At 64.3% G+C, this 19,591-nt stretch carries 12 protein-coding genes; 6 read left to right on the forward strand and 6 right to left on the reverse strand.

The genetic code is table 11. The features are described 5' to 3' along the window. Window positions 1-131: 131 nt before the first annotated feature. Genes FHR27_RS14230 through FHR27_RS14245 form a run of 4 tightly spaced genes read left to right on the forward strand, consistent with a single transcriptional unit; the run spans window position 132 to window position 10,031 of the window. A complete protein-coding gene (locus FHR27_RS14230; protein ID WP_257026905.1) occupies window positions 132-8,783 on the forward strand; it encodes a GH36-type glycosyl hydrolase domain-containing protein in 8,652 nt (2,883 codons plus the stop codon). Window positions 8,784-8,788: 5 nt separating this feature from the next. Beyond that, entirely contained in the window at window positions 8,789-9,004 is a 216-nt protein-coding gene (locus FHR27_RS14235; protein ID WP_042551761.1) for a CsbD family protein, read from the forward strand. A 25-nt stretch (window positions 9,005-9,029) separates the two neighbouring features. Further along, a complete protein-coding gene (locus FHR27_RS14240; RefSeq protein ID WP_179538879.1) occupies window positions 9,030-9,293 on the forward strand; it encodes a hypothetical protein in 264 nt (87 codons plus the stop codon). 15 nt (window positions 9,294-9,308) lie between these two features. Beyond that, the gene (locus tag FHR27_RS14245; protein WP_042551763.1) at window positions 9,309-10,031 is read left to right on the forward strand and encodes a Crp/Fnr family transcriptional regulator; all 723 of its coding nucleotides are present in this window, start codon (window positions 9,309-9,311) and stop codon (window positions 10,029-10,031) included. 13 nt (window positions 10,032-10,044) lie between these two features. Here FHR27_RS14245 and FHR27_RS14250 read toward each other — a convergent pair whose 3' ends face one another. From FHR27_RS14250 to FHR27_RS14260, 3 genes are all read right to left on the reverse strand, one after another. After that, window positions 10,045-12,138 carry a putative bifunctional diguanylate cyclase/phosphodiesterase gene (locus tag FHR27_RS14250; RefSeq protein ID WP_052493727.1) on the reverse strand — a complete coding sequence of 698 codons (2,094 nt, stop codon included), beginning with the start codon at window positions 12,136-12,138 and terminating at the stop codon, window positions 10,045-10,047. 290 nt (window positions 12,139-12,428) lie between these two features. Beyond that, window positions 12,429-12,653 (reverse strand): hypothetical protein, encoded by a 225-nt coding sequence (locus FHR27_RS14255; RefSeq protein WP_052493728.1) that lies wholly within the window; start codon window positions 12,651-12,653, stop codon window positions 12,429-12,431. Between the two features lie 272 nt (window positions 12,654-12,925). Next, window positions 12,926-14,518: a YdgA family protein gene (locus tag FHR27_RS14260; RefSeq protein WP_179538880.1), complete on the reverse strand. Its 1,593-nt coding sequence runs from the start codon at window positions 14,516-14,518 to the stop codon at window positions 12,926-12,928. A 358-nt stretch (window positions 14,519-14,876) separates the two neighbouring features. Here FHR27_RS14260 and FHR27_RS14265 point away from each other — a divergent pair, with 358 nt between their 5' ends. Both FHR27_RS14265 and FHR27_RS14270 read left to right on the forward strand, forming a co-directional pair. Continuing rightward, window positions 14,877-15,095 (forward strand): hypothetical protein, encoded by a 219-nt coding sequence (locus FHR27_RS14265; protein ID WP_042551765.1) that lies wholly within the window; start codon window positions 14,877-14,879, stop codon window positions 15,093-15,095. A 231-nt stretch (window positions 15,096-15,326) separates the two neighbouring features. Continuing rightward, window positions 15,327-15,791 (forward strand): hypothetical protein, encoded by a 465-nt coding sequence (locus FHR27_RS14270; protein ID WP_042551766.1) that lies wholly within the window; start codon window positions 15,327-15,329, stop codon window positions 15,789-15,791. 108 nt (window positions 15,792-15,899) lie between these two features. Here FHR27_RS14270 and FHR27_RS14275 read toward each other — a convergent pair whose 3' ends face one another. The 3 genes from FHR27_RS14275 to FHR27_RS14285 all read right to left on the reverse strand — a co-directional run bounded on the left by FHR27_RS14275 (window position 15,900) and on the right by FHR27_RS14285 (window position 19,506). Further along, window positions 15,900-16,994, reverse strand: coding sequence for a hypothetical protein (locus FHR27_RS14275; RefSeq protein WP_179538881.1), 1,095 nt, complete (start codon window positions 16,992-16,994; stop codon window positions 15,900-15,902). Beyond that, the gene (locus FHR27_RS14280; protein ID WP_179538882.1) at window positions 16,991-17,983 is read right to left on the reverse strand and encodes a hypothetical protein; all 993 of its coding nucleotides are present in this window, start codon (window positions 17,981-17,983) and stop codon (window positions 16,991-16,993) included. The genes FHR27_RS14275 and FHR27_RS14280 overlap by 4 nt, the downstream gene beginning before the upstream one ends. 155 nt (window positions 17,984-18,138) lie before the next feature. Then, window positions 18,139-19,506 (reverse strand): glutamine synthetase family protein, encoded by a 1,368-nt coding sequence (locus tag FHR27_RS14285; RefSeq protein WP_179538883.1) that lies wholly within the window; start codon window positions 19,504-19,506, stop codon window positions 18,139-18,141. Window positions 19,507-19,591: the final 85 nt, after the last annotated feature.

Below are 19,591 nucleotides of genomic sequence, written 5' to 3' on the forward strand. Positions count from 1 at the left end.
CAGACAGACGCCCTACCGGGAGAATTTCACACTGCCTCTCTGCACCCTCCTCACTCGTCACGCCCGCAGCGCTTGCGTGACACGCATCACTGCAACGTTGCCCGCGTTTCACGTTGCACGCCAAGGAAAACATGGACAGGCAATGGCTTCGAGCAATCCAACGGTTGTGGCGGCCCGCGCCCCGCACCTTCGAGTACGAGCCGGCCCTGCGCGCGGAACTGTTCAGCGCAGAACAGATGGCCACCCACGGTGCCCACCTGGCCCGCCAGCATCACCTTAGCCGCGACTCCACCTCCGACGCCCTGCTTCACCGACTCGCCGAGAATGCTGCAGTGCTGGCCAGCAGTTGCCAGGCCATGACCGTGGCAGCGCTCTCCAACCGTCGCGCAACGCCGGCTGCGGAGTGGCTGCTGGACAACTTCTACCTGGTCGAGGAGCAGATACGCACGGCGCAGAAACATCTACCCAAAGGCTACTGCCGCGAACTGCCCGGCCTGGATGATGGGCCCTCGCGTACCTTGCCGCGGGTCTACGACATCGCCCTGGAAACCATTGCCCACGGTGACGGCCGGGTCGACAGCGACAGCCTGAGCCGCTTCGTGGCCGCCTATCAGGTGGTCACACCGCTGACGCTGGGCGAGCTGTGGGGCATTCCCATCATGTTGCGCCTGGCATTGATCGAGAACCTGCGCCGGGTCGCTTCACGGGTGATGGCCAACTGGAACGACCGCAACCTGGCCAATGACTGGGCGGATCGCCTGATTGCCACCGCAGAACGCGACGCCAAGAGCGTGGTGCTGCTGGTTGCCGACCTGGCACGTTCGGCACCGCCGATGACCAGTGCCTTCGTGGCCGAACTGGCGCGGCGCCTGCAGGGCCAGAGCACCGCACTTATTCTGCCGATGACCTGGGTCGAGCAGGCCCTGGCCGAGTCTGGCCAGAGCGTGGAGCGCCTGATTCACCTCGACGCTCAGTTGCAGGCCACGGAGCAGGTGTCGATCAGCAACAGCATCAACAGCCTGCGCCTGCTCTCGGCCACCGACTGGCGCGAGTTCGTCGAGCACATGAGCGGTGTCGAACACACCCTTGGCGAAGATCCATCTGCGGTCTACGCCTGCATGGATTTCGCCACCCGCGACCACTACCGGCATGCCGTCGAGCGCCTGGCGCGCAGCTGTCCGCACTCGGAGATCGACATCGCCCGCGCCGCCATCGCCTTGTGCCGCGCGGCACCGGATCATGAACCCCTGATGAGCCACGTCGGCTTCTACCTGCTGGGCCCGGGGTTGGCCGATCTGGAGCGGCAACTGGGTGCGCGACGCTCCCTGGCCGAGCGCTGTCGACGCGTGTTGCGCAAGTCGCCGCTGGTTTTCTTCATGACTCCGGTGGTGCTGCTCAGCGCGCTGCTGGCCTGGCCGTTCTACGGCATGCTGCGCGCCGACGGCTGGGGCCTGTGGACGTTGTTGTCGCTCAGCGTACCGACACTGGTGATGACCAGCCACCTGGCCATCGCGCTGGTCAACCGGCTGGTGACCCTCAGCCTGCCACCAGACATCCTGCCACGCCTGGATTACAGCGCCGGCATTCCCCCCCAGGCACGTACGCTGGTAGTGGTGCCAACGCTGATCGGCAGCGCTCAGGACGTGGAAGAACTGGTGGATGGCATGGAGATACGCTTCCTCGCCAACCGGGATGCCAACCTGTATTTCGCCCTGCTCACCGATTTCATGGATGCCCAGAGCGAGGTGCTCGACGGCGATGCGCCCTTGCTGCAACAGGCCAGCCTGGCGGTCGATGCGCTGAATCTGAAATACCCCGAAACTGGCGCGTCGCGCTTCTTCCTGCTGCATCGCCCACGACGCTGGAACGCCACCGAACAACGCTGGATGGGCCATGAGCGCAAGCGCGGCAAGATCGCCGAGCTCAATGCGCTGTTGCGTGGTCATGGCCACGACCGGTTTTCCCTGATCGTCGGCGATATCGCCGCGCTGCCGGAGGTCAACTACGTCATCGCCCTGGACACCGACACCCAGCTGCCGCGCGATGTGGCCCGGCAGTTCCTCGGCGCCATCTGCCATCCGCTCAACCAGGCCCGCTTCGATGCGCAGCAACGCCGCATCGTCAGTGGCTACGCCATCCTGCAACCCCGTGTGGGCATCAGCCTGCCGAGCATCGCCCGCTCCGCCTACGCCCAGCTGTTCGGTAGCGATGCGGGGGTGGACCCCTACACCCGCTCGGTATCCGACGTGTATCAGGACCTGTTCGGCAACGGCTCGTTCATCGGCAAGGGTATCTACGCCGTGGATGCCTTCGAGCAGGCCCTGCAGGGCTGCTTTCCCGACAACCGCATTCTCAGCCATGACCTGATCGAGGGCTGCTACGCCCGCTCCGGGCTGATCAGCGACGTACAGTTGTATGAAGAACACCCGGCGCGCTACAGCGCCGATGCCAAACGTCGGCATCGCTGGATCCGTGGAGACTGGCAGTTGCTGCCGTGGCTGATGCCCTGGACACCGAAACCCGGTGGTGGCCTGGAGCAGAACCGTCTGACCAACCTGGCCTGCTGGAAGATCGTCGACAACCTGCGCCGCAGCCTCGAGCCAGCGGCCTTTCTGTGCATGTTGCTGTGGGGCTGGTTGGCCAGTTCACAGCCGTTGCAGTGGAGCCTGGGGGTATTGCTGCTGATCATCGCCCAGCCGTTGATCAGCACCCTGCTGGATGTGCTGCACAAAGCCCATGACATCAACCTCGGCCAGCACCTGAAGGTAACCTTGCGCGATGCGGCGCAGCACTTCGGTCGTGCGCTGCTGACGCTGGTGTGGCTGCCGTTCGAGGCCTTCAGCAGCCTGGATGCCATCGCCCGCACGCTGTGGCGCATGACCATCAGCCAGCGCCACCTGCTGCAATGGAACCCCTCCCGAGAAGTGGAGCGCAGCAGCAACAATGACCTGTCTGGCCTGTATCGGCTGATGTGGGTGGCGCCGCTGCTGGCGGTCGCCGTGGCCATCGCGCTGCTCGGCCAGCCGGTGACGCTGGCAATCGCCGCGCCCTTCCTGCTGGCCTGGTTGCTGGCCCCGGCCATCGCCTGCTGGCTGAGCAGGCCGGCGGCCCATGTGCTGTTCGCCCCATCGCTCGAAGAGCAACAGTTTCTGCGCCGCCTGGCACGCAAGACCTGGGCTTTCTTCGACGATCATGTCGGCCCTGCGGACAACTGGCTGCCACCGGACAACATCCAGGAACGGCCGACCGCGGTAACCGCCCACCGAACCTCGCCAACCAACATGGGCATGGCACTGCTTTCGCACCTGGCCGCTCACGACTTCGCCTACCTCAGTGGCGGTCGCCTGCTCGCACGCCTGGATAGCGCCCTGACCAGCATGTCGCGGCTGGAGCGTCATCGCCGCCACTTCTACAACTGGTACGACACTCAGACCCTGCAACCGCTGCCGCCCCGCTACGTGTCCACCGTGGACAGCGGCAACCTGGCCGGTCTGCTGCTGACCCTGCGGCCAGGCCTGTACGAGTTGCCAAAAGCGGCCTTGCTCAGCCCGAACTGGCGCATCGGTCTGGCAGACAGCCTGGGCGTGCTGCATGAGGCAATGCTGGCGGGCGGGCTGGACGAGCACCTGCTCGACGAGGCGTTCAGCGAGCTGGCCACGACACCTGCCCTCGACGCGCAGAGCCTGGCCGATATCAGTGCGGTACTGCAGCGCCTGATCGCCCTCGCCCAGGGCCTGCAACCCGCTCTTTCAACGGCTGTCGAGGCCGACTACTGGCGCCAGGCGCTGCTCGCTCATTGCCAGGATCTGCACAGCGAACTGACCTGCCTGACCCTACCCGGCAAGCCACTGGCCTCGGCCAGCTGGCATGAGCTGGCACAGCTCGATGCCGCGCAATGGCCGGCAGCCGAACAGGCCCAGGTCCGCGCGGTGATCGCCCACGCCAGCGAGCGCATCGCCACGGCGCTGCGCCTGGCGGATCTGGCGGCCGAGCTGGCGGACATGGACTTCACCTTCCTGTACGACGCGCAACGCGAGCTCCTGGCCATCGGTTACAACGCCGATGACCAGCGCCTGGACGGCGCCTACTACGACCTGCTGGCCTCGGAAGCGCGGCTGACCAATTTCGTGGTCATCGCCCAGGGACAGCTGCCTCAGGACAGCTGGTTCACCCTGGGCCGGCTGCTGACCAGCAACGGCGGGGTCCCGGTGCTACTGTCCTGGACCGGCTCGATGTTCGAGTACCTGATGCCGATGCTGGTCATGCCCAGCTATGCCGGCACCCTGCTCGACCAGACCTGCCGCGCCGCCGTGGCCCGGCAGATCGAATACGGCCAGCAACTGGGCCTGCCCTGGGGCGTGTCCGAGTCCGGCTACAGCACCCTGGACGCCCAACTGAATTATCAGTACCGGGCCTTCGGCGTACCCGGCCTGGGTCTCAAGCGCGGCCTTGGCGAAGACGTGGTGATGGCCCCCTATGCCTCGGTGCTGGCGCTGATGGTAGCCCCGGAAGCGGCCTGCAAGAACCTCCAGCGCCTGGCGGGCATGGGCATGGCAGGCCGCTATGGTCTGTACGAAGCCATCGATTTCACCAGTGCCCGGCTGCCACCGGGGCAGAACGCTGCGCTGATCCAGTCCTTCATGGCGCACCATCAGGGCATGAGCCTGCTGTCATTGACCCATGTGCTGCTCGATCGCCCGATGCAGCGCCGCTTCGAGGCCGACCCGCAGTTCCAGGCCACCGCCCTGCTGCTGCAGGAACGGGTGCCGAAAAGCGCCGCGCAATACCTGCACACCGCCAATGCCTCGCTGGAGGGCAAGGTCGCCCGGGTCAACGAGAACAAGCTGCGGGTCTACACCGACCCGGGGCGCCGACACCCCGCCGTACAACTGCTCTCCAACGGCCGTTACCACGTGATGATCAGCAATGCCGGTGGTGGTTACAGCCGCCGCGACGATATGGCGGTCACCCGCTGGCACGAGGACATAACCTGCGACAACACCGGCACCTTCTGCTACCTGCGGGATGTCGACAGCGGGGATTTCTGGTCCTCGGCGCACCAGCCGACCTTGCGCACGACGCAAAGCTTCGAGGCGATCTTCACCGATGCCCGGGCCGAATTCCGCGTGCGCGAACGGGACTTCGACGCTCACACCGAGATCGTCGTCTCACCCGAAGACGACATCGAACTGCGGCGCCTGCACATCAGCAACCGGGGTGCGCAGCGCCGTACCCTGGAACTCACCAGCTACGCCGAAGTGGTGCTGGCACCGGCCCTCAGTGACGCCCTGCATCCGGCCTTCAGCAAGCTGTTCGTACAGAGCGAACTGCTCACTGAGCTGCAGGCGATTCTGTGCAGCCGGCGGCCACGTTCGAGCGAGGAAAAGGTACCGTGGCTGTGCCACCTGCTGGCCGCCCACGAGGTGGACATCGCGGCGATCTCCTACGAAACCGACCGCGCCCGCTTCATCGGTCGCGGGCGCAACCTGACGCACCCCGCCGCGATGGACAACGAGACGCTGTCCGGCACCGCGGGTGCGGTGCTCGATCCGATCGTCTCGATCCGCTGCCGGATCACCCTGGAGCCTGGCCAGACCGCCACCATCGACCTGGTGACCGGCGTCAGTGACAGCCGTGACGGTTGCCTGCAGTTGATCAACAAGTACCGCGATCGGCACCTGGCCGACCGTGTCTTCGACCTGGCCTGGACCCACAGCCAGGTGCTGCTGCGCCAGCTCAACACCTCCCATGCCGAGGCCCGTCTGTTCGAGCAGATGGCCGCGTCGATCATCTATACCAACCCCTCGCTGCGCGCCGCACCGGGCGTGCTGGCCGCCAACCAGCGCAACCAGAGCGGCCTGTGGGGCCAGGCGATTTCCGGTGACCGGCCCATCGTGCTGCTACAGATTTCCGCCACCGCGCATATCGACCTGGTGCGCCAGTTGGTGCAGGCCCATGCCTACTGGCGACACAAGGGCCTGATCGTCGACCTGGTGATCTGGAACGAGGACCAGGCCGGTTACCGGCAGGATCTGCAGGACGTGATCATGGGCCTGGTGACCTCGGGCAGCGAGGCGCACCTGCTGGACCGGCCTGGTGGCATTTTCGTGCGCCCGGCCCAGCAACTCTCCAATGAAGATCGCGTGCTGATGCTGGCCGTGGCCCATCTGGTGCTCAGCGACGAACGCGGCAGCCTCGCCGAACAGATTCATCGGCGTCGGGCAGAGCCCGCCATGCCGGCCTTCGATGCCCGCCTGCTGCCCAGGCCGGCGCCGCCAGTGGTGGTTCCGCTGGCTGACTCGTCGCTGATCCTGAGCAACCCCCATGGCGGTTTCAGCGCCGACGGCAAGGAATACGTCATTCACTGCCAAGCCGGTCAGCCGACCCCGGCGCCCTGGGTCAACGTGCTGGCCAACCCGAATTTCGGCAGCGTGATTTCGGAAAGCGGCAGCGCCTACACCTGGCATGAGAACGCCCACGAATTCCGCCTCACGCCATGGCGCAACGACCCGGTCAGCGACCCGGGCGACGAGGCCATCTACCTGCGCGATGAAGACAGCGGCCACTACTGGTCGCCAACCCCGCTGCCACGCCCTGGCAAGGGCGCTTACGTGACCCGACACGGTTTCGGCTACAGCGTCTTCGAACACGAGGAAGGCGGGATTCGCAGCGAGCTGTGGGTCTACGTATCGCTGCAGGATCCGGTGAAGTTATCGCACCTGAAAATCCATAATGTCTCCGGCCGAGCACGGCGCCTGTCGGTCACCGGCTACGTGGCCTGGGTACTGGGCGACCTGCGGGAAAAATCCTCCATGCACGTGGTCAGCGAGGCCGATCCGAACAGCGGTGCGCTGTTCGCTCGCAATGCCTACTCCATCGAATTCCCTGGCCGGGTGGCCTTCTTCGATGTCGACGTACCGCTGGCCAGCAGCACCGCCGGGCGCTGCGACTTCATCGGCCGTAACGGCCACCTGAGCGCCCCTGCGGCCATGGCCCAGCCGCACCTGTCGGGGCGCAGCGGCCCGGGGCTCGACCCGTGCGCGGCGCTGCGCGCAAATCTGCAACTGGCTGCCGACGAGCAGCGCAGCGTGACCTTCCGCCTGGGCGCCGCCCAGGACGCCAAGACCGCTTCGCGCCTGGTGCAGCGCATGCGCGGCGGCAACGTCGCCCAGGTCGAACTGCAGCGGGTGCGCGAGCATTGGCAGGACACCCTGGGAAAGGTGCGGATCGAAACCCCGGAGCCGGCCGTGGACGTGCTGGTCAATGGCTGGCTGATGTATCAGGTGATCGCCTGCCGCTTCTGGGCGCGCAGCGGTTACTACCAGTCCGGTGGCGCCTTCGGCTTCCGTGATCAGTTGCAGGACAGCATGGCCATGCTGCATGCCGACCCGGCCGCGGTTCGCCGGCACCTGCTGCTGTGCGCCGCCCACCAGTTCATCGAAGGCGATGTACAGCACTGGTGGCACCCGCCACTGGATCGCGGTGTGCGCACCGGCTGCTCCGACGACTACCTGTGGCTGGCCCAGGCGACCAGCCGCTACGTTCAGGTCAGCGGCGATCACACGGTGCTGGGGGAAACCGTGGGCTACCTGGAAGGCCGTTTGCTCAACAGCGGCGAGGAGTCCTATTACGACCTGCCGCACCACTCTGCCCTGCAGGAAACCCTGTACCAGCACTGCGTGAGAGCCATCGAGCACAGCCTGGCACGGGGCGTTCACGGCCTGCCGCTGATGGGCCACGGCGACTGGAACGACGGCATGAACCGCGTCGGCGAAGGGGGCAAGGGCGAAAGCGTCTGGCTCGGCTTCTTCGGCTACGACGTGCTGCGCCGCTTCGCCACCACAGCCCTGCTCAACGGTGACGCCGAGTTCGCCAGACGCTGCGACGAGCACGCCGATGCCTTGCGCCTGAGCCTCGATGCCCACGCCTGGGATGGCGAGTGGTATCGCCGGGCCTATTTCGACGATGGCACGCCATTGGGCTCGACCGGCAACGACGAGTGCCGCATCGACTCCATCGCGCAAAGCTGGTCGGTGCTGTCCGGCGCGGCACCCGATGGGCGCCAGCGCACGGCCATGGACTCACTGGAGCGGCACCTGCTGCGCCGCGACATCGGCCTGGTGCAACTGCTTGCGCCCCCCTTCGACCACGGCGTGCTCGACCCTGGCTACATCAAGGGCTACGTACCTGGCGTGCGCGAGAATGGCGGCCAGTACACCCACGCCGCGGTGTGGGCGAGCATGGCCTTCGCCGAACTGGGCGACAGCGCACGGGCATGGGAGCTGCTGCGCCTGATCAATCCGGTCAGCCACGGCAACAGTGCCGCAACCATTGCCACCTACAAGGTCGAGCCCTATGTGGTGGCCGCCGACGTGTATGGCATGCCGCCCCATGAGGGACGTGGCGGCTGGAGCTGGTACACCGGTTCGGCCGGCTGGATGTACCGGCTGATCGTCGAGTCGCTGCTCGGTCTGCAGCGCAACGGTACGCAGTTGCGCATGCAACCGGTGCTGCCGGCGGACTGGCGCGGATTCAGCCTGCACTACCGCTTCGGCTCGTCGTGCTACCGCATCACCCTGTGCTGCACGGATGCCGCCGACTCGACCCTGCACCTGGACGGCATCGCGGTCCAGGGCGACAGCATCACCCTGGTCGACGATGACCAGGATCATCAGGTCGATATTCAGTGGCCTCACAAGGGGCACCTTAAGGGGTCTGGCACACCGACGGATACCGATAAACCTGTCAGGGTGATCGCTCAACCGAACCAGCTACCGGAGTAGCGAACATGAACAGACCACTGACCGAAATCATCAAGGGAAAATGGCGGCTATTGGCAGGCCTGGCGCGGATCGTATGGGATGAACTGACGCTGGATGAGTTGCTCAAGTCCGGCGGCGACCTGGACAAGCTCACCAACCTGATCCAGAAACGCTACGACATGACCCACGACGAGGCGCGCAAGCAGATCGTCAGCTTCTTCGAGCGGCACCGCATGACCTGACCGGCAATCCATTCGAGGAATCAGCATGCTCGACACCTACTTCGTCATTGCCAACAGTTCGGGCAACATCATCCGGATGACTCGGCGCGATGCCCGACCGGACGATTCGGCTACCATCACTCACGTTCAGGCCTCGTCGGGCCTGGTCGAGCGCTATCAGCGGTTGCTAGACGGTGGCCAGGATCTGATCAGCGTCGAGCACTTGCTGCAGAGCGATTGCGGCACTATGTACGGCAGCGAACGGAGCGGCGCGCTGGCCGGGCGTATGGTGAGGAGCTCACTCGAATAATTCATAAGGGATTTCATGCCCGAAGACTGCATACCGCAGCAGAACCACTTGTTGGCAGCTCTGCCTGGTGAAGTCCAGCAGAGGCTCTTTTCACACCTGGAACATGTTCACCTGCCGCTCGGACAGGTGCTCTATGAGTCTGGCGAGTCCGTGCGCCACGTGTACTTCCCGACCGACTCCATCATCTCCCTGCTCAATGTCATGGAAAGCGGCGCCTCTGCGGAAATCTCCGTGGTGGGTAACGAAGGCTTGGTCGGTATCTCACTGTTCATGGGCGGCGAAAGCACCCCTAGCCGTGCCGTGGTGCAAAGCGGTGGTTACGCCTATCGCCTGCAAGGGCAGCGCCTGAAGGACGAGTTCAATCGCCACGGGGAAATGCTGGTACTGATGCTGCGCTACACCCAGGCACTGATCACCCAGATGTCGCAGACCGCCGTGTGCAACCGTCACCATTCGATCGACCAGCAATTGTGCCGCTGGCTGTTGCTGTCACTCGATCGCCTGCCCGGCAACCAGTTGACCATGACCCAGGAGCTGATCGCCAACATGCTCGGCGTACGCCGCGAAGGTGTTACCGAGGCCGCCGGCAAGCTGCAGCGCCAGGGCGTGATCGAGTACAGCCGCGGGCATATCACCGTGCTCAATCGCAAACGACTCGAACAGATGAGCTGCGAATGCTATGCGGTGGTGAAAAAGGAAACCGACCGCCTGCTGTCCTACATGCCGATGCGCCAATGACGCGCTGCAGCGCTCACGGCTGAAGGTGCAACGGCCGCGATGACTGCATCAGAGTGGTGAAGTGCTCTTCGCTCAGCGCTGCGCTGAACAGGTGTCCCTGCCCTTCGTCGCAATGGGCAGCATCGAGAAAGGCCAGTTGCGCAGAGGTCTCGACCCCCTCGGCCACTACCTTGAGTTTAAGGCTGGTGGCGATGGCGATCAGCGCCCGGGCGATGGGATCGCTGCCGCCCGACGCAGTGATCGCGGCAATGAAGCGCTGATCGATCTTCAGCGAATCCATGGGCAACAGCAGCAACAGGCTCAGGCACGAATAGCCAGTGCCAAAATCGTCGATGCTCAACCGTACCCCAAGCTCCTTGAGCTGCCCCAACACCCGCTGGCTCGCCTGGGCATCGTGCATCAGCACGCTCTCGGTGAACTCCAGGTGCAGGCGCCCAGGCTGCAAACCGCAGGCGGCCAGCTCTTCGCACACCCCGGCAACGAAGGCAGGATGACGGAACTCGGCTGCCGAGACGTTCACCGAAATCGCTTCCAGGCGGATGCCTTGAGCCTCCCAGCGTACGACCTGCCGACAGGCTTCTTGCAGCACCCAGCGCCCCAGGCGGACCATCACGCCACTGGCCTCGGCAATCGGCACGAAGCGCTCCGGCAGGGTCAGCCCCCACTGCGGATGCAGCCAGCGCAACAACGCCTCGGCACCGGTTATGCGCCCGCTGCGCAGATCCACCTGAGGCTGATAGTAGAGCCGTAATTGCCGTTGTTCGATGGCCTGGTGCAAGCCGCGCTCCACCATCTGGCGCTCGCTGGCGCGCTGCTCCATGTCGTGCTGAAAGAACAGATACTGGTTGCGCCCGCTCTCCTTGGCGCAGTACATGGCCTGGTCGGCATTTCTCAACAGTGCCTCGGCATCGCCTGCATCGCTGGGATACAGGCTGATGCCGATGCTGCAGGTGATCTGCAGACGTTGCTCTTCGAGGAAATACGGGATCTGCAGGGCGTCGCGGATCTTGCGGGCGGTGAGCCCTGCACTGCTTTCGTTGCTATCACCGGCCAGCAGCACCACGAACTCGTCGCCGCCATTACGGCTCACCGTATCGGAGCCGCGCACGCAGGCCGACAGCCGCTGGGCCACGGCCTGCAGCAACTTGTCACCGAGGTGATGACCGAGTGAGTCGTTGATGCTCTTGAAGTGATCCAGATCGAGAAACATCACCGCCACCGCATTACCGGTGCGCCGGGAGAGGCTGATCGCCTGGTGGATACGGTCGTTGAGCAATGCGCGGTTGGGCAACTGGGTGAGGTCGTCGTGCTGCGCCAGGTGCGACATTCTGGCGGCGATGGCGTGGGCGGCACTGACGTCGCGGAACACGGTCACCGTACCGCTGATCGGGCCCTTGCCGTCACGGATCGAGGTTGCCGACTGTTCGATGGCCAGGGTGCTGCCATCGCTATGCATCAACAACGTACTGCCTGCCGTTGGCGTACGCTGGCTACGCCGCAGCAACCGCTCGACAGGGTTGTGGCAGGCAGTCCGGGTGACCCCGTCGAGCAACGTCATCACCTCGGCGATGGGCCGGCCCAGGGCCTCCGTACGCTGGTAGCCGGTCAGACGCTCGGCGGCGCGATTGAGGTAATCCACCTGGCCACAGACATCGGTGCCGATCACCGCGTCGCCGAGGCAATCCAGGGTGATCTCGGCGCGCGACCGGGCACTCAGGCGATGCATTTCAGCCAATTGCCGGTGGATGGCCGCGCTTACCGTGCGGGCCAGCAGGCCACTGCCGGTCTGCCCCTTGAGCACATAGCCGCGAGCTCCCCAGCGTTGAGCCTGGCGCGCCAGCCCCGTGTTGTCCGGTTCGCCGAGCAGCAACACAGGGACGTCCGCCGCCGACGCGAACATCCGCGAACATAGCGCGCGGCTGGCTCCGCCAAGCAGGCTGACATCCAGCAATACCGCATCGATACCGCGCTGCTTGAGGCGAGTGTCGGCCGCCGACAGACTGGCGACTCCCACGCAGTCGAACGAATCGTCCCGCGACTCGCTCAACGCGGCCTGCAAACCCTTGAACAGCTCCACTTCAGCGACCAGCAGAACCCGGTAGCTCATCACGCCCCACTCCCGTGCAGATTCCATTGCGGTGCAACTGCAGAGCCGGGCTGACGCATCACTGCGACGCAGCCCAGCCTGCTCCTTGAGTTGCCCGAGCGCTTATGCTCGCTTTGCGGACACAGGGTGTTGGCCAATTATCCTTGCCCTGCAACATTACAGATTCGCGGGGTACGGTCCGTGCGCTGACGCGCTTAAGCCACGGCCAGCAGCCGAGCGGTCGATTTCAAACGCGAACGCCCGGCTGCTGGCCGGGCGTTCGCGGGGCGTTGTAGTCGCAGGAGAATCAGTCAGATCTCGCTCTGCCTGCTACCCGGATCCTGAGGCAGCTCTTCGGGCTGCTCTTGCGGCAACTCATCCGGCTGGGCGTCGGTGTTCCAACCCGGGTCCTGCTCCAATGGCTCATCGTCTTCCTCCATGGGCCGCTGAGCACGCAACGAACCCGCCCCGCTGAGGACGTCCTGATAGGTGGCGCGAGTCGAGTCACATGCATTGTCGGTAACATTGACGTTCATGATGCGTACCTCTGATGAAGCCAACGATTTGGCCTCATGACATCCGAGAGGTGCACGTCAGGAGAGGTTCAGGGGATCACGGCACCGGCTGGCGGAAATAGCAGCATGGCCAAATACGCGCACGACCAGACATCTCATGCTCTGGACACGAGCAGCCCGCTGAATCGCCAAAGGTCTGCTGGCGTCGCACCAGCGCCCACGAAAAAGGCCAGTCGAATGACTGGCCTTTTCCATGCTGCTCACGAGCCTGATGCCCTTCGCGAGCCTCGCGCTTATTGCTGCGCGTCTTCGTCGTAGTCTTCCTCGCCGATGCCACCTTCGGGGTAGGCTTGTTCGGCGTCGTCGTATTGCGACTGATCGTCACCACCCAGAGCGCCACCGCCCAGGCCATTGGCCTTGGACATGACGAACATGGCGAACTCTTCGACGGTCATGTCCTGGCCGTTGAAGGTCACCTTGTCGTTGGCATAGTGCAGCGACGATTGCAGGGTGTCGCCTTCCAGAGTCAGCAGGCCGGTACCGAGGGCCATGCCGCTGCCCATTTCGGTGAACATGGCCGCCTGGTCTTCGATGGCCTTGGCGTCGGTTTGACCTTCGATCAGTGCCTGGGCACGGACGCCATCACCGATGATGGCCTTGGCGATGGACAGCTTGGCATCCAGCTTGGCGATCATCTGTTTGGCGATCTGGTCTGGCGCCTGCTCGAACGACTCGGGCTTGGCCAAGTCCAGCGCCATGCTCAGCGATGCTTCGCCGTTGGTGGTCTTGACGCTGAATTTTTCCAGGGCGATCTGTGGCTTGGCGGCCAGCAGCTTTTCCAGATCGGCCTTCAGACGCGTTTCGTCCTCGGGCGACAACGCCAGATCCGGCCCATCCTCACCAAGGGCCTGAGCCTCCTGGATGGGCTTGAGCTTGTCGCGATACAGCTCGAGCAAGGATTGCACCGCAGCGGCATCGAAATTCTGCAGCGACCAGAGCATGTGCATGCCGGCGAGGTCCTTGCCGTCGTAGCTGACCATGCCGATGTCATAACCCATGCGCCCACCAAGCACATTGCCGGTTTCCTGCAGGCTGCCGAACTGGGCGATGTCCTTGACCAGGACCGGGGGTTTGTCGCCGACCTTGATCTGCGCGGTAGCCAGTTTGAGGGCGCTGTCACCGAGGTAGAAATCGCCGCTGCCGCGCTTCTGGTCGCTGTCCAGGGTCAGGCCCCGCAGCTCGACCTGAATGGGTGCGCCCTCGCTGTCGGTCGCGGTCACGAGCAGGCTGTCCATGGCGCCAACGGCCTTGAATGCGACCGCATGCTTGCTGGCTTCGCCGTCCAGAGTCAGCCCGGAGAACTTGACCGTGGAGGTCGGCGTCGGCGCGAAGTCCAGCGGGGTGAGCACCAGCGTACCGCTGGTGGATCCGTCGTAGCCCAGGCTGCCCTGACCGGTGAGCGGCGCAGCGCCCTTGGCGGCATCGAACCACTTCTGGGTGTATTCGTTGGCTTCCAGTGCGTAGTTGCTGGCAGCCATGACCGGCCACAGATTGAGGCGTTTGAGGCGCGACGCAGGCAGCGGACCGTGCTCGATGTTGTCCACCAGCAGCACTTCCATGTGTCTGGGGAGGTTTTCCTTGTCCGGCGCGTCGAAGGTGAGGCGGTAGCGAGCGGTGCTGGTGAACAGGCGGGTTTCCAGCGACACCAGCTCCAGCTTGGCGGTGGCGCCCGAACCGAGCAGCGCGTCCTGGCTCTGCTGGTTGGCTTCTGCAATGGCGTTCTGCAAAACACCCGGCAACTGAGTGCCGGTGTACCAGGCACCGGCGGTGCTGAGCACGCCAACGGCTACCACTACGCCTACCGCTATTCCTGCAATTTTTTTCATCGTCTGCTCAATGCATGTCCGTGATGTGGATGGAGAGCCTTCCTGGCAATAACCCCTACGCGACGAGCGCGGCACTGCGAAAGGCGGCGCGAATGTTAGCACCATGCGGCCCGCGGCACTGTGCGATCGCTCGCTATTCTCATCCACCGGCACTGCCGCAGCGGCGCTACTGGTCGACCGGAAAGGGCCATTGGCAGCCGCGGCGAGCCAGCGGCATGACGCTTCATCGGCAAACTTCATTTCGCGTCGATATGAGCTGAATCCTTCTGGTTCGTGCGCAGTCATACCTCACCAGTAGCGCTCGAATCCTTTCGAGCCTTTCTTCCGGCCGGCTACGGGCCCTGATCGAGGTGCAGATATGGCTACGCAGAGTGAGATGGTGCTGGAGCAGGCCATGTTGGCCGTTTTGGGGGCCTGTATCGACCTGGGTTATGACGTCGACAAGCTGACCAAGAAAGCGCAGATGCTGATTCTCGATAACAGCAAGTACAACTACGTCGAGCAGCCCCACGCCACGACGCCACACGAGGCCATCGAACGAGCGCTGTCGACCGTGAAGAGCGCACCGCGCATCTAGCGCGTCCATCCGTTGCGGGCAATGGGAGATCGCAGGGCCACTCGAAGGACGGAACTGCGCCCGTCGATCTGGCACTCGTCACGTGCGCAACCTGTGAAACGCTGTGAAATCTTCGTGCAGTTGCGAATTGCTGTGAAGGCGACACGCAGTGGCCATTTGCTTGCTGATAACGTCCGTGGTGAAGGCAGTATCGCTGCCACGCGTCATCAATCCACTGAGGGAGCAGGGCCGATGTCTACTACCGTTTCACCGACTGGCGGTAACCCGAATACTCCGAGTTCGTCGACATCGGTATTCGATGCGAAGCTGGACATCGCCAAGTCCAGCAAAACCCTGGCCGACTACATGCGCCAGAACGGCAAGGGTGCGATTACCAAACAGGAAGTCTCGCAACTGGCCAACGACACCTCGGGCAAGGTGCCCAGTGACGTCGTCGAGGCGGCCAAGTACATGCAGCGCCATCCTGACGTATTCACCGCCATCGAGACCCATGACGTGGCCGGCGCGGACGATCTCTCCGGGGTCTGGAACCTCGACTGGGCAGCCAGTGGCGGGCTCAAGGGCACCTCGACCGAAGCCATCGCCAAGATGCAGGACACCTTCGACTACGCGATCGCCAAGTCCGCGCAAATCACCGAGATCACCACCGCCAGCAAGGCCGAGCTGGACTCGACCAAGCAGCGGCCGAGCAACTGATACCGGGGCGCACCCGCAGCCCCTGCTCCCCGTTGAACGCCAGAGGATCGCAAGGCCTCTGGCGTTCGGTCGTTGCCGCTATCGCGCAACGATGTTCTCGAGCCTCGATCAGGGATCGAGCCGCCGACGCAGCCAGGAGAACGGCGCCAGCAGGCAGAACACCACATAGGCCAACAGGCGTGTGGGGATGCGCGCCGGCAGCGGGGCCGGGCGCCATGGTGACTCGGGTACGAAGCGGCCAGGCGGTCTGAAATGCGCTAGCGGGCGGGTCAGAAAGCCGTGCCACAGTCCCTCACGCGATATCAGCACGCGCAAATTTTCCGGGATGAAGAAGCCCGAGTGGCGGTAGGTGTCAGTGCGCACGTTGAGAACCGCCTGCGCGTCGTAACCTGCCACGCCGCCAGGCCCTGCCCCGGGAATGGCGTATTGCGCGTAGGGCACCGCACCATCCTGGCCGCCGACATGGTTGAGCACCGCTTCCACCCGGCCCTCGGCGACGAGCCGATCCCAGTCGAAATCAGGCCGCACGATGCTCGCTGCGGTGATGATGCGGCCGAATTTCAGGTCGGCGAAATCCGCATCCTCCAGCACGCGCGACAGCAACAGCGTGCCAAAACTGTGGGCGATGATGTCCGGCTGAGCGGGCAGCCGGCTTTTCTCCGCCTGCCGGATGGCGATCCTCATTCGCTCTCCCAGCCGCCTGGCGAGTCGGCGGTGCAGCCAGCGCGTGAACACATCGATGGTCGCCCAGCCGTATTTGTAGATGAGCACGGGGGCGGAATAGCTGAGGCGATTGGCGATTTCCCAGCTGAACTCTTCCTGCCATTTGGCGCGGCTGTTCATGCCATGGATGACGATCACCCAGCGGATATCGCGACTGGTCTGGCCCACCAGCCGATAGAAATGCTCGACGACGGCCTCGCAGCCTTCCAGCAGATAGTCGGTATGGCAATAAGGGCATGACGCAGGCGGTTCGCCAGGTGGCAGGACTCGGCCGCAGCCGCGTACCGGGCAGCGATAGGCCTCGATTGTGCGGGCAGCCGTTGATGCCACCAGACTATCCAGGAACGCCAGCAGGCTTGTATCGCTGTCCGGGGCATCCACCGCGCCGGCGAACTGCGCGAGGGTGAACTCGAGTTCGACACCCTGCTCCAGGCGCCGGTCGATCTCCGCTTGCCAGCGGCTGTGCAGTGAGGGGCTCATGGTGCGTTGTTGTACTCCCAGAGCAGCTCGACGATGCGCACGATGTCCTCGCGCTTGCATTGCGCCCAGATCCGCAGCCGCGCCTCACGGCCATGGACCTGAACGGCGATACGGCGGCTGGTGCCATGTTCTTCGGCAGCGAAATGCAGCATGCCCTGGGCCCTGTCGAACTGGCCGGTATCCACGGCCTGCAGCACCACGCGCACCGGCTCCACGGCTTCGATCCCACCTTCGGCCAGGGTCGAGGCCATTTCCACATAACCGCCATCGAGTTCGAAGCGAGTGGAGTGCACGCCCTTGCCCTTCATCGCCGCCACCTTCACCGCCTGGTCCAGGGGAATCGGCAGCGCAGCGGTATCCGGGCAGCCGATCGCCGCCAGGGTCATGCGCACATCCGTGAACACGGCCTTGTGGTCGATCTCGGGGTTACGGTGGATGAGGATCGCGCAGTAGGGATCGCCGAAGCGCCATTCGTAGCGCACCACGCTGCGGTCCAGCCGCTGCCGATAGGCGTCGAAGCGATAACGCTCCAACCCTTCCTCGGTGACAAAATCCTTGGGTTTCCAGCGATTCCAGCCCGCCTTGCACTGGTGCCAGACCATCGACAGTCCGCCCTCGCTCAGGTCGATGTGCTTCAACTCCAAGGCCTCGGGGAAGTCCAGACTGGCACTGGCATGCAGCGCTGCGGCATGGGGGCTGGCCGCGATACCGGCAGCCAGCGCGCCGCTCTCGACCTGGGGTGGCTGGATCAGATAAAGGTGCTGATCGCCCCAGCCCTCGACTTCCGCCAGCCAGGCCTCCAGGGTTTCCTGGGTCAGCTCATCGGCATCGATGGCCGCATCCAGGTTGGCGGCGAAGTCTTCCTTGGTCGCGCCGATCCTGACACCGGTGCCACGCAGCAGCTCCTTGATGAAGGCATTGCCCTGGGCGACGATGACTCGCCGTACCAGTTCCTTGAGTTGCGGTTTGCTCAGCGGATCCGTGCCCATACCCTCTCCCGACGATGCGCAGCCTCATGCCGGCGCGAGGCACGACATAGCTATACGCCATCATACTGTGAGAGCAGGTGTTTTGCTTGGCCCAATCCAGCTAGAGCAGCGCAATGTTGTCCGAGCCTCGCGTAGCTGCTGCGAACCTAGGCCGCTCAAGCGTGATGCAGATACCAGCGCCAATCCTGCTCACCGACCTCAGCCATGAACTGACGGTATTCGGTCTGCTTGATCGCCAGAAACACCTTGAGAAATGCCTCGCCCAGGGCTTCTTTGGCCCAGCTGGACTGTTCCAGGGCACGCAGTGCAGTGAGCCAGTCGGTCGGCAAGAATTCGCTGGCCTGCTCGTAGCCGTTGCCGACGATGGCTGCGCCCGGATCGATCTGCTCGCGAATGCCGTGATGGATGCCGGCGAGAATCGCCGCTGCCGCCAGATACGGGTTGGCGTCGGCGCCACAGATGCGGTGCTCGATGTGACGGCTGTTGGCCGGGCCACCTGGCACACGGAACGACACGGTACGGTTGTTCACGCCCCAGCTCTTGGCCAGCGGCGCATAGCTGTTGGCCTGGAAGCGGCGGAACGAGTTGGCGTTGGGGCAAAAGATCGCCAAGGAATCGAGCAGCGTGGCCATCATGCCGCCAATGGAGTGGCGCAGCAGCGGTGTGCCCTGGGGGTCTTCGCTGGCATAGAGGTTGTTGCCCTGCTCATCGGCCAGGCTGACGTGCAGGTGCATGCCGCTGCCGGCCAGATCACCGAACGGCTTGGCCATGAAGCAGGCCTGCAGCCCGTGCTGGTTGGCCACGCCCTTGACCAGGCGCTTGTAGCGAATGCCTTCGTCGATGGCCTGCAGCGCATCGAAGCGGTGCTCCAGGGTCAACTCGACCTGGCCCGGCGCGTACTCGGAAATCGCCGTGCGCACCGGCAGGCCCTGCACTTCGCAGGCGGCATACAGATCGTCGAGGAACGGCTGCAGCTGCTCCAGCTCGTAGACACCATAGACCTGCGGCGCCTGGGGGCGCACGCCGTTCATTTGCAGAGCCGGTTGCGGACGGCCCGTGGCAGCGCGCTGCTTGTCCAGCAGGTAGAACTCCAGCTCCACGGCCATCACCGGATGAAAGCCGTCGGCCTTGAGGCGTTCGATCACCCGCACCAGGGCATGCCGAGGGTCGGCAGGGGTGGCGGGCAGGCCCTGGGTCGGGTGCATGCTCACCTGCAGTTGCCCGGTGGGCGTACTGCGCCAGGGTTGCAGGGTCAGGCTGCCGGGTAGCGGGTAGGTCCAGCAGTCGGCATCGGCCACTTCCCAGACCAGGCCAGTGGTTTCGACATCTTCACCCTGAATGGTCAGGGCCAGGATCGAGCTGGGCAGTGGCCGGCCATTTTCATAGATCGCCAGCAGCTCATCACGGTGCAGCAGCTTGCCACGCGGCACGCCATTGGCATCGATCAGCATCAGCTCGATGCTGCGCACCTCGGGGTGGGCGGCGAGAAAGTCGCGGGCTTCCTGAATGTCGGCGAATTGCATGGTCAGCTCTCGTAAAAAAATGGCAGGAAACACCGGCCTGGTCCCCTGCCCCGCCTTCACGGCGTGGCACGAGGATCATGCCAGT

Origin of the sequence: Pseudomonas flavescens, assembly GCF_013408425.1 — a bacterium.
In the GTDB taxonomy this organism is placed as follows: domain Bacteria; phylum Pseudomonadota; class Gammaproteobacteria; order Pseudomonadales; family Pseudomonadaceae; genus Aquipseudomonas; species Aquipseudomonas fulva_A.

Bases quoted from the DNA above. Each gene is read 5' to 3' on its own strand.
- FHR27_RS14230 (WP_257026905.1), top strand. From the start codon at position 132: ATGGACAGGCAATGGCTTCGAGCAATCCAACGGTTGTGGCGGCCCGCG.
- FHR27_RS14235 (WP_042551761.1), top strand. From the start codon at position 8,789: ATGAACAGACCACTGACCGAAATCATCAAGGGAAAATGGCGGCTATTG.
- FHR27_RS14240 (WP_179538879.1), top strand. From the start codon at position 9,030: ATGCTCGACACCTACTTCGTCATTGCCAACAGTTCGGGCAACATCATC.
- FHR27_RS14245 (WP_042551763.1), top strand. From the start codon at position 9,309: ATGCCCGAAGACTGCATACCGCAGCAGAACCACTTGTTGGCAGCTCTG.
- FHR27_RS14250 (WP_052493727.1), bottom strand. From the start codon at position 12,138: ATGAGCTACCGGGTTCTGCTGGTCGCTGAAGTGGAGCTGTTCAAGGGT.
- FHR27_RS14255 (WP_052493728.1), bottom strand. From the start codon at position 12,653: ATGAACGTCAATGTTACCGACAATGCATGTGACTCGACTCGCGCCACC.
- FHR27_RS14260 (WP_179538880.1), bottom strand. From the start codon at position 14,518: ATGAAAAAAATTGCAGGAATAGCGGTAGGCGTAGTGGTAGCCGTTGGC.
- FHR27_RS14265 (WP_042551765.1), top strand. From the start codon at position 14,877: ATGGCTACGCAGAGTGAGATGGTGCTGGAGCAGGCCATGTTGGCCGTT.
- FHR27_RS14270 (WP_042551766.1), top strand. From the start codon at position 15,327: ATGTCTACTACCGTTTCACCGACTGGCGGTAACCCGAATACTCCGAGT.
- FHR27_RS14275 (WP_179538881.1), bottom strand. From the start codon at position 16,994: ATGAGCCCCTCACTGCACAGCCGCTGGCAAGCGGAGATCGACCGGCGC.
- FHR27_RS14280 (WP_179538882.1), bottom strand. From the start codon at position 17,983: ATGGGCACGGATCCGCTGAGCAAACCGCAACTCAAGGAACTGGTACGG.
- FHR27_RS14285 (WP_179538883.1), bottom strand. From the start codon at position 19,506: ATGCAATTCGCCGACATTCAGGAAGCCCGCGACTTTCTCGCCGCCCAC.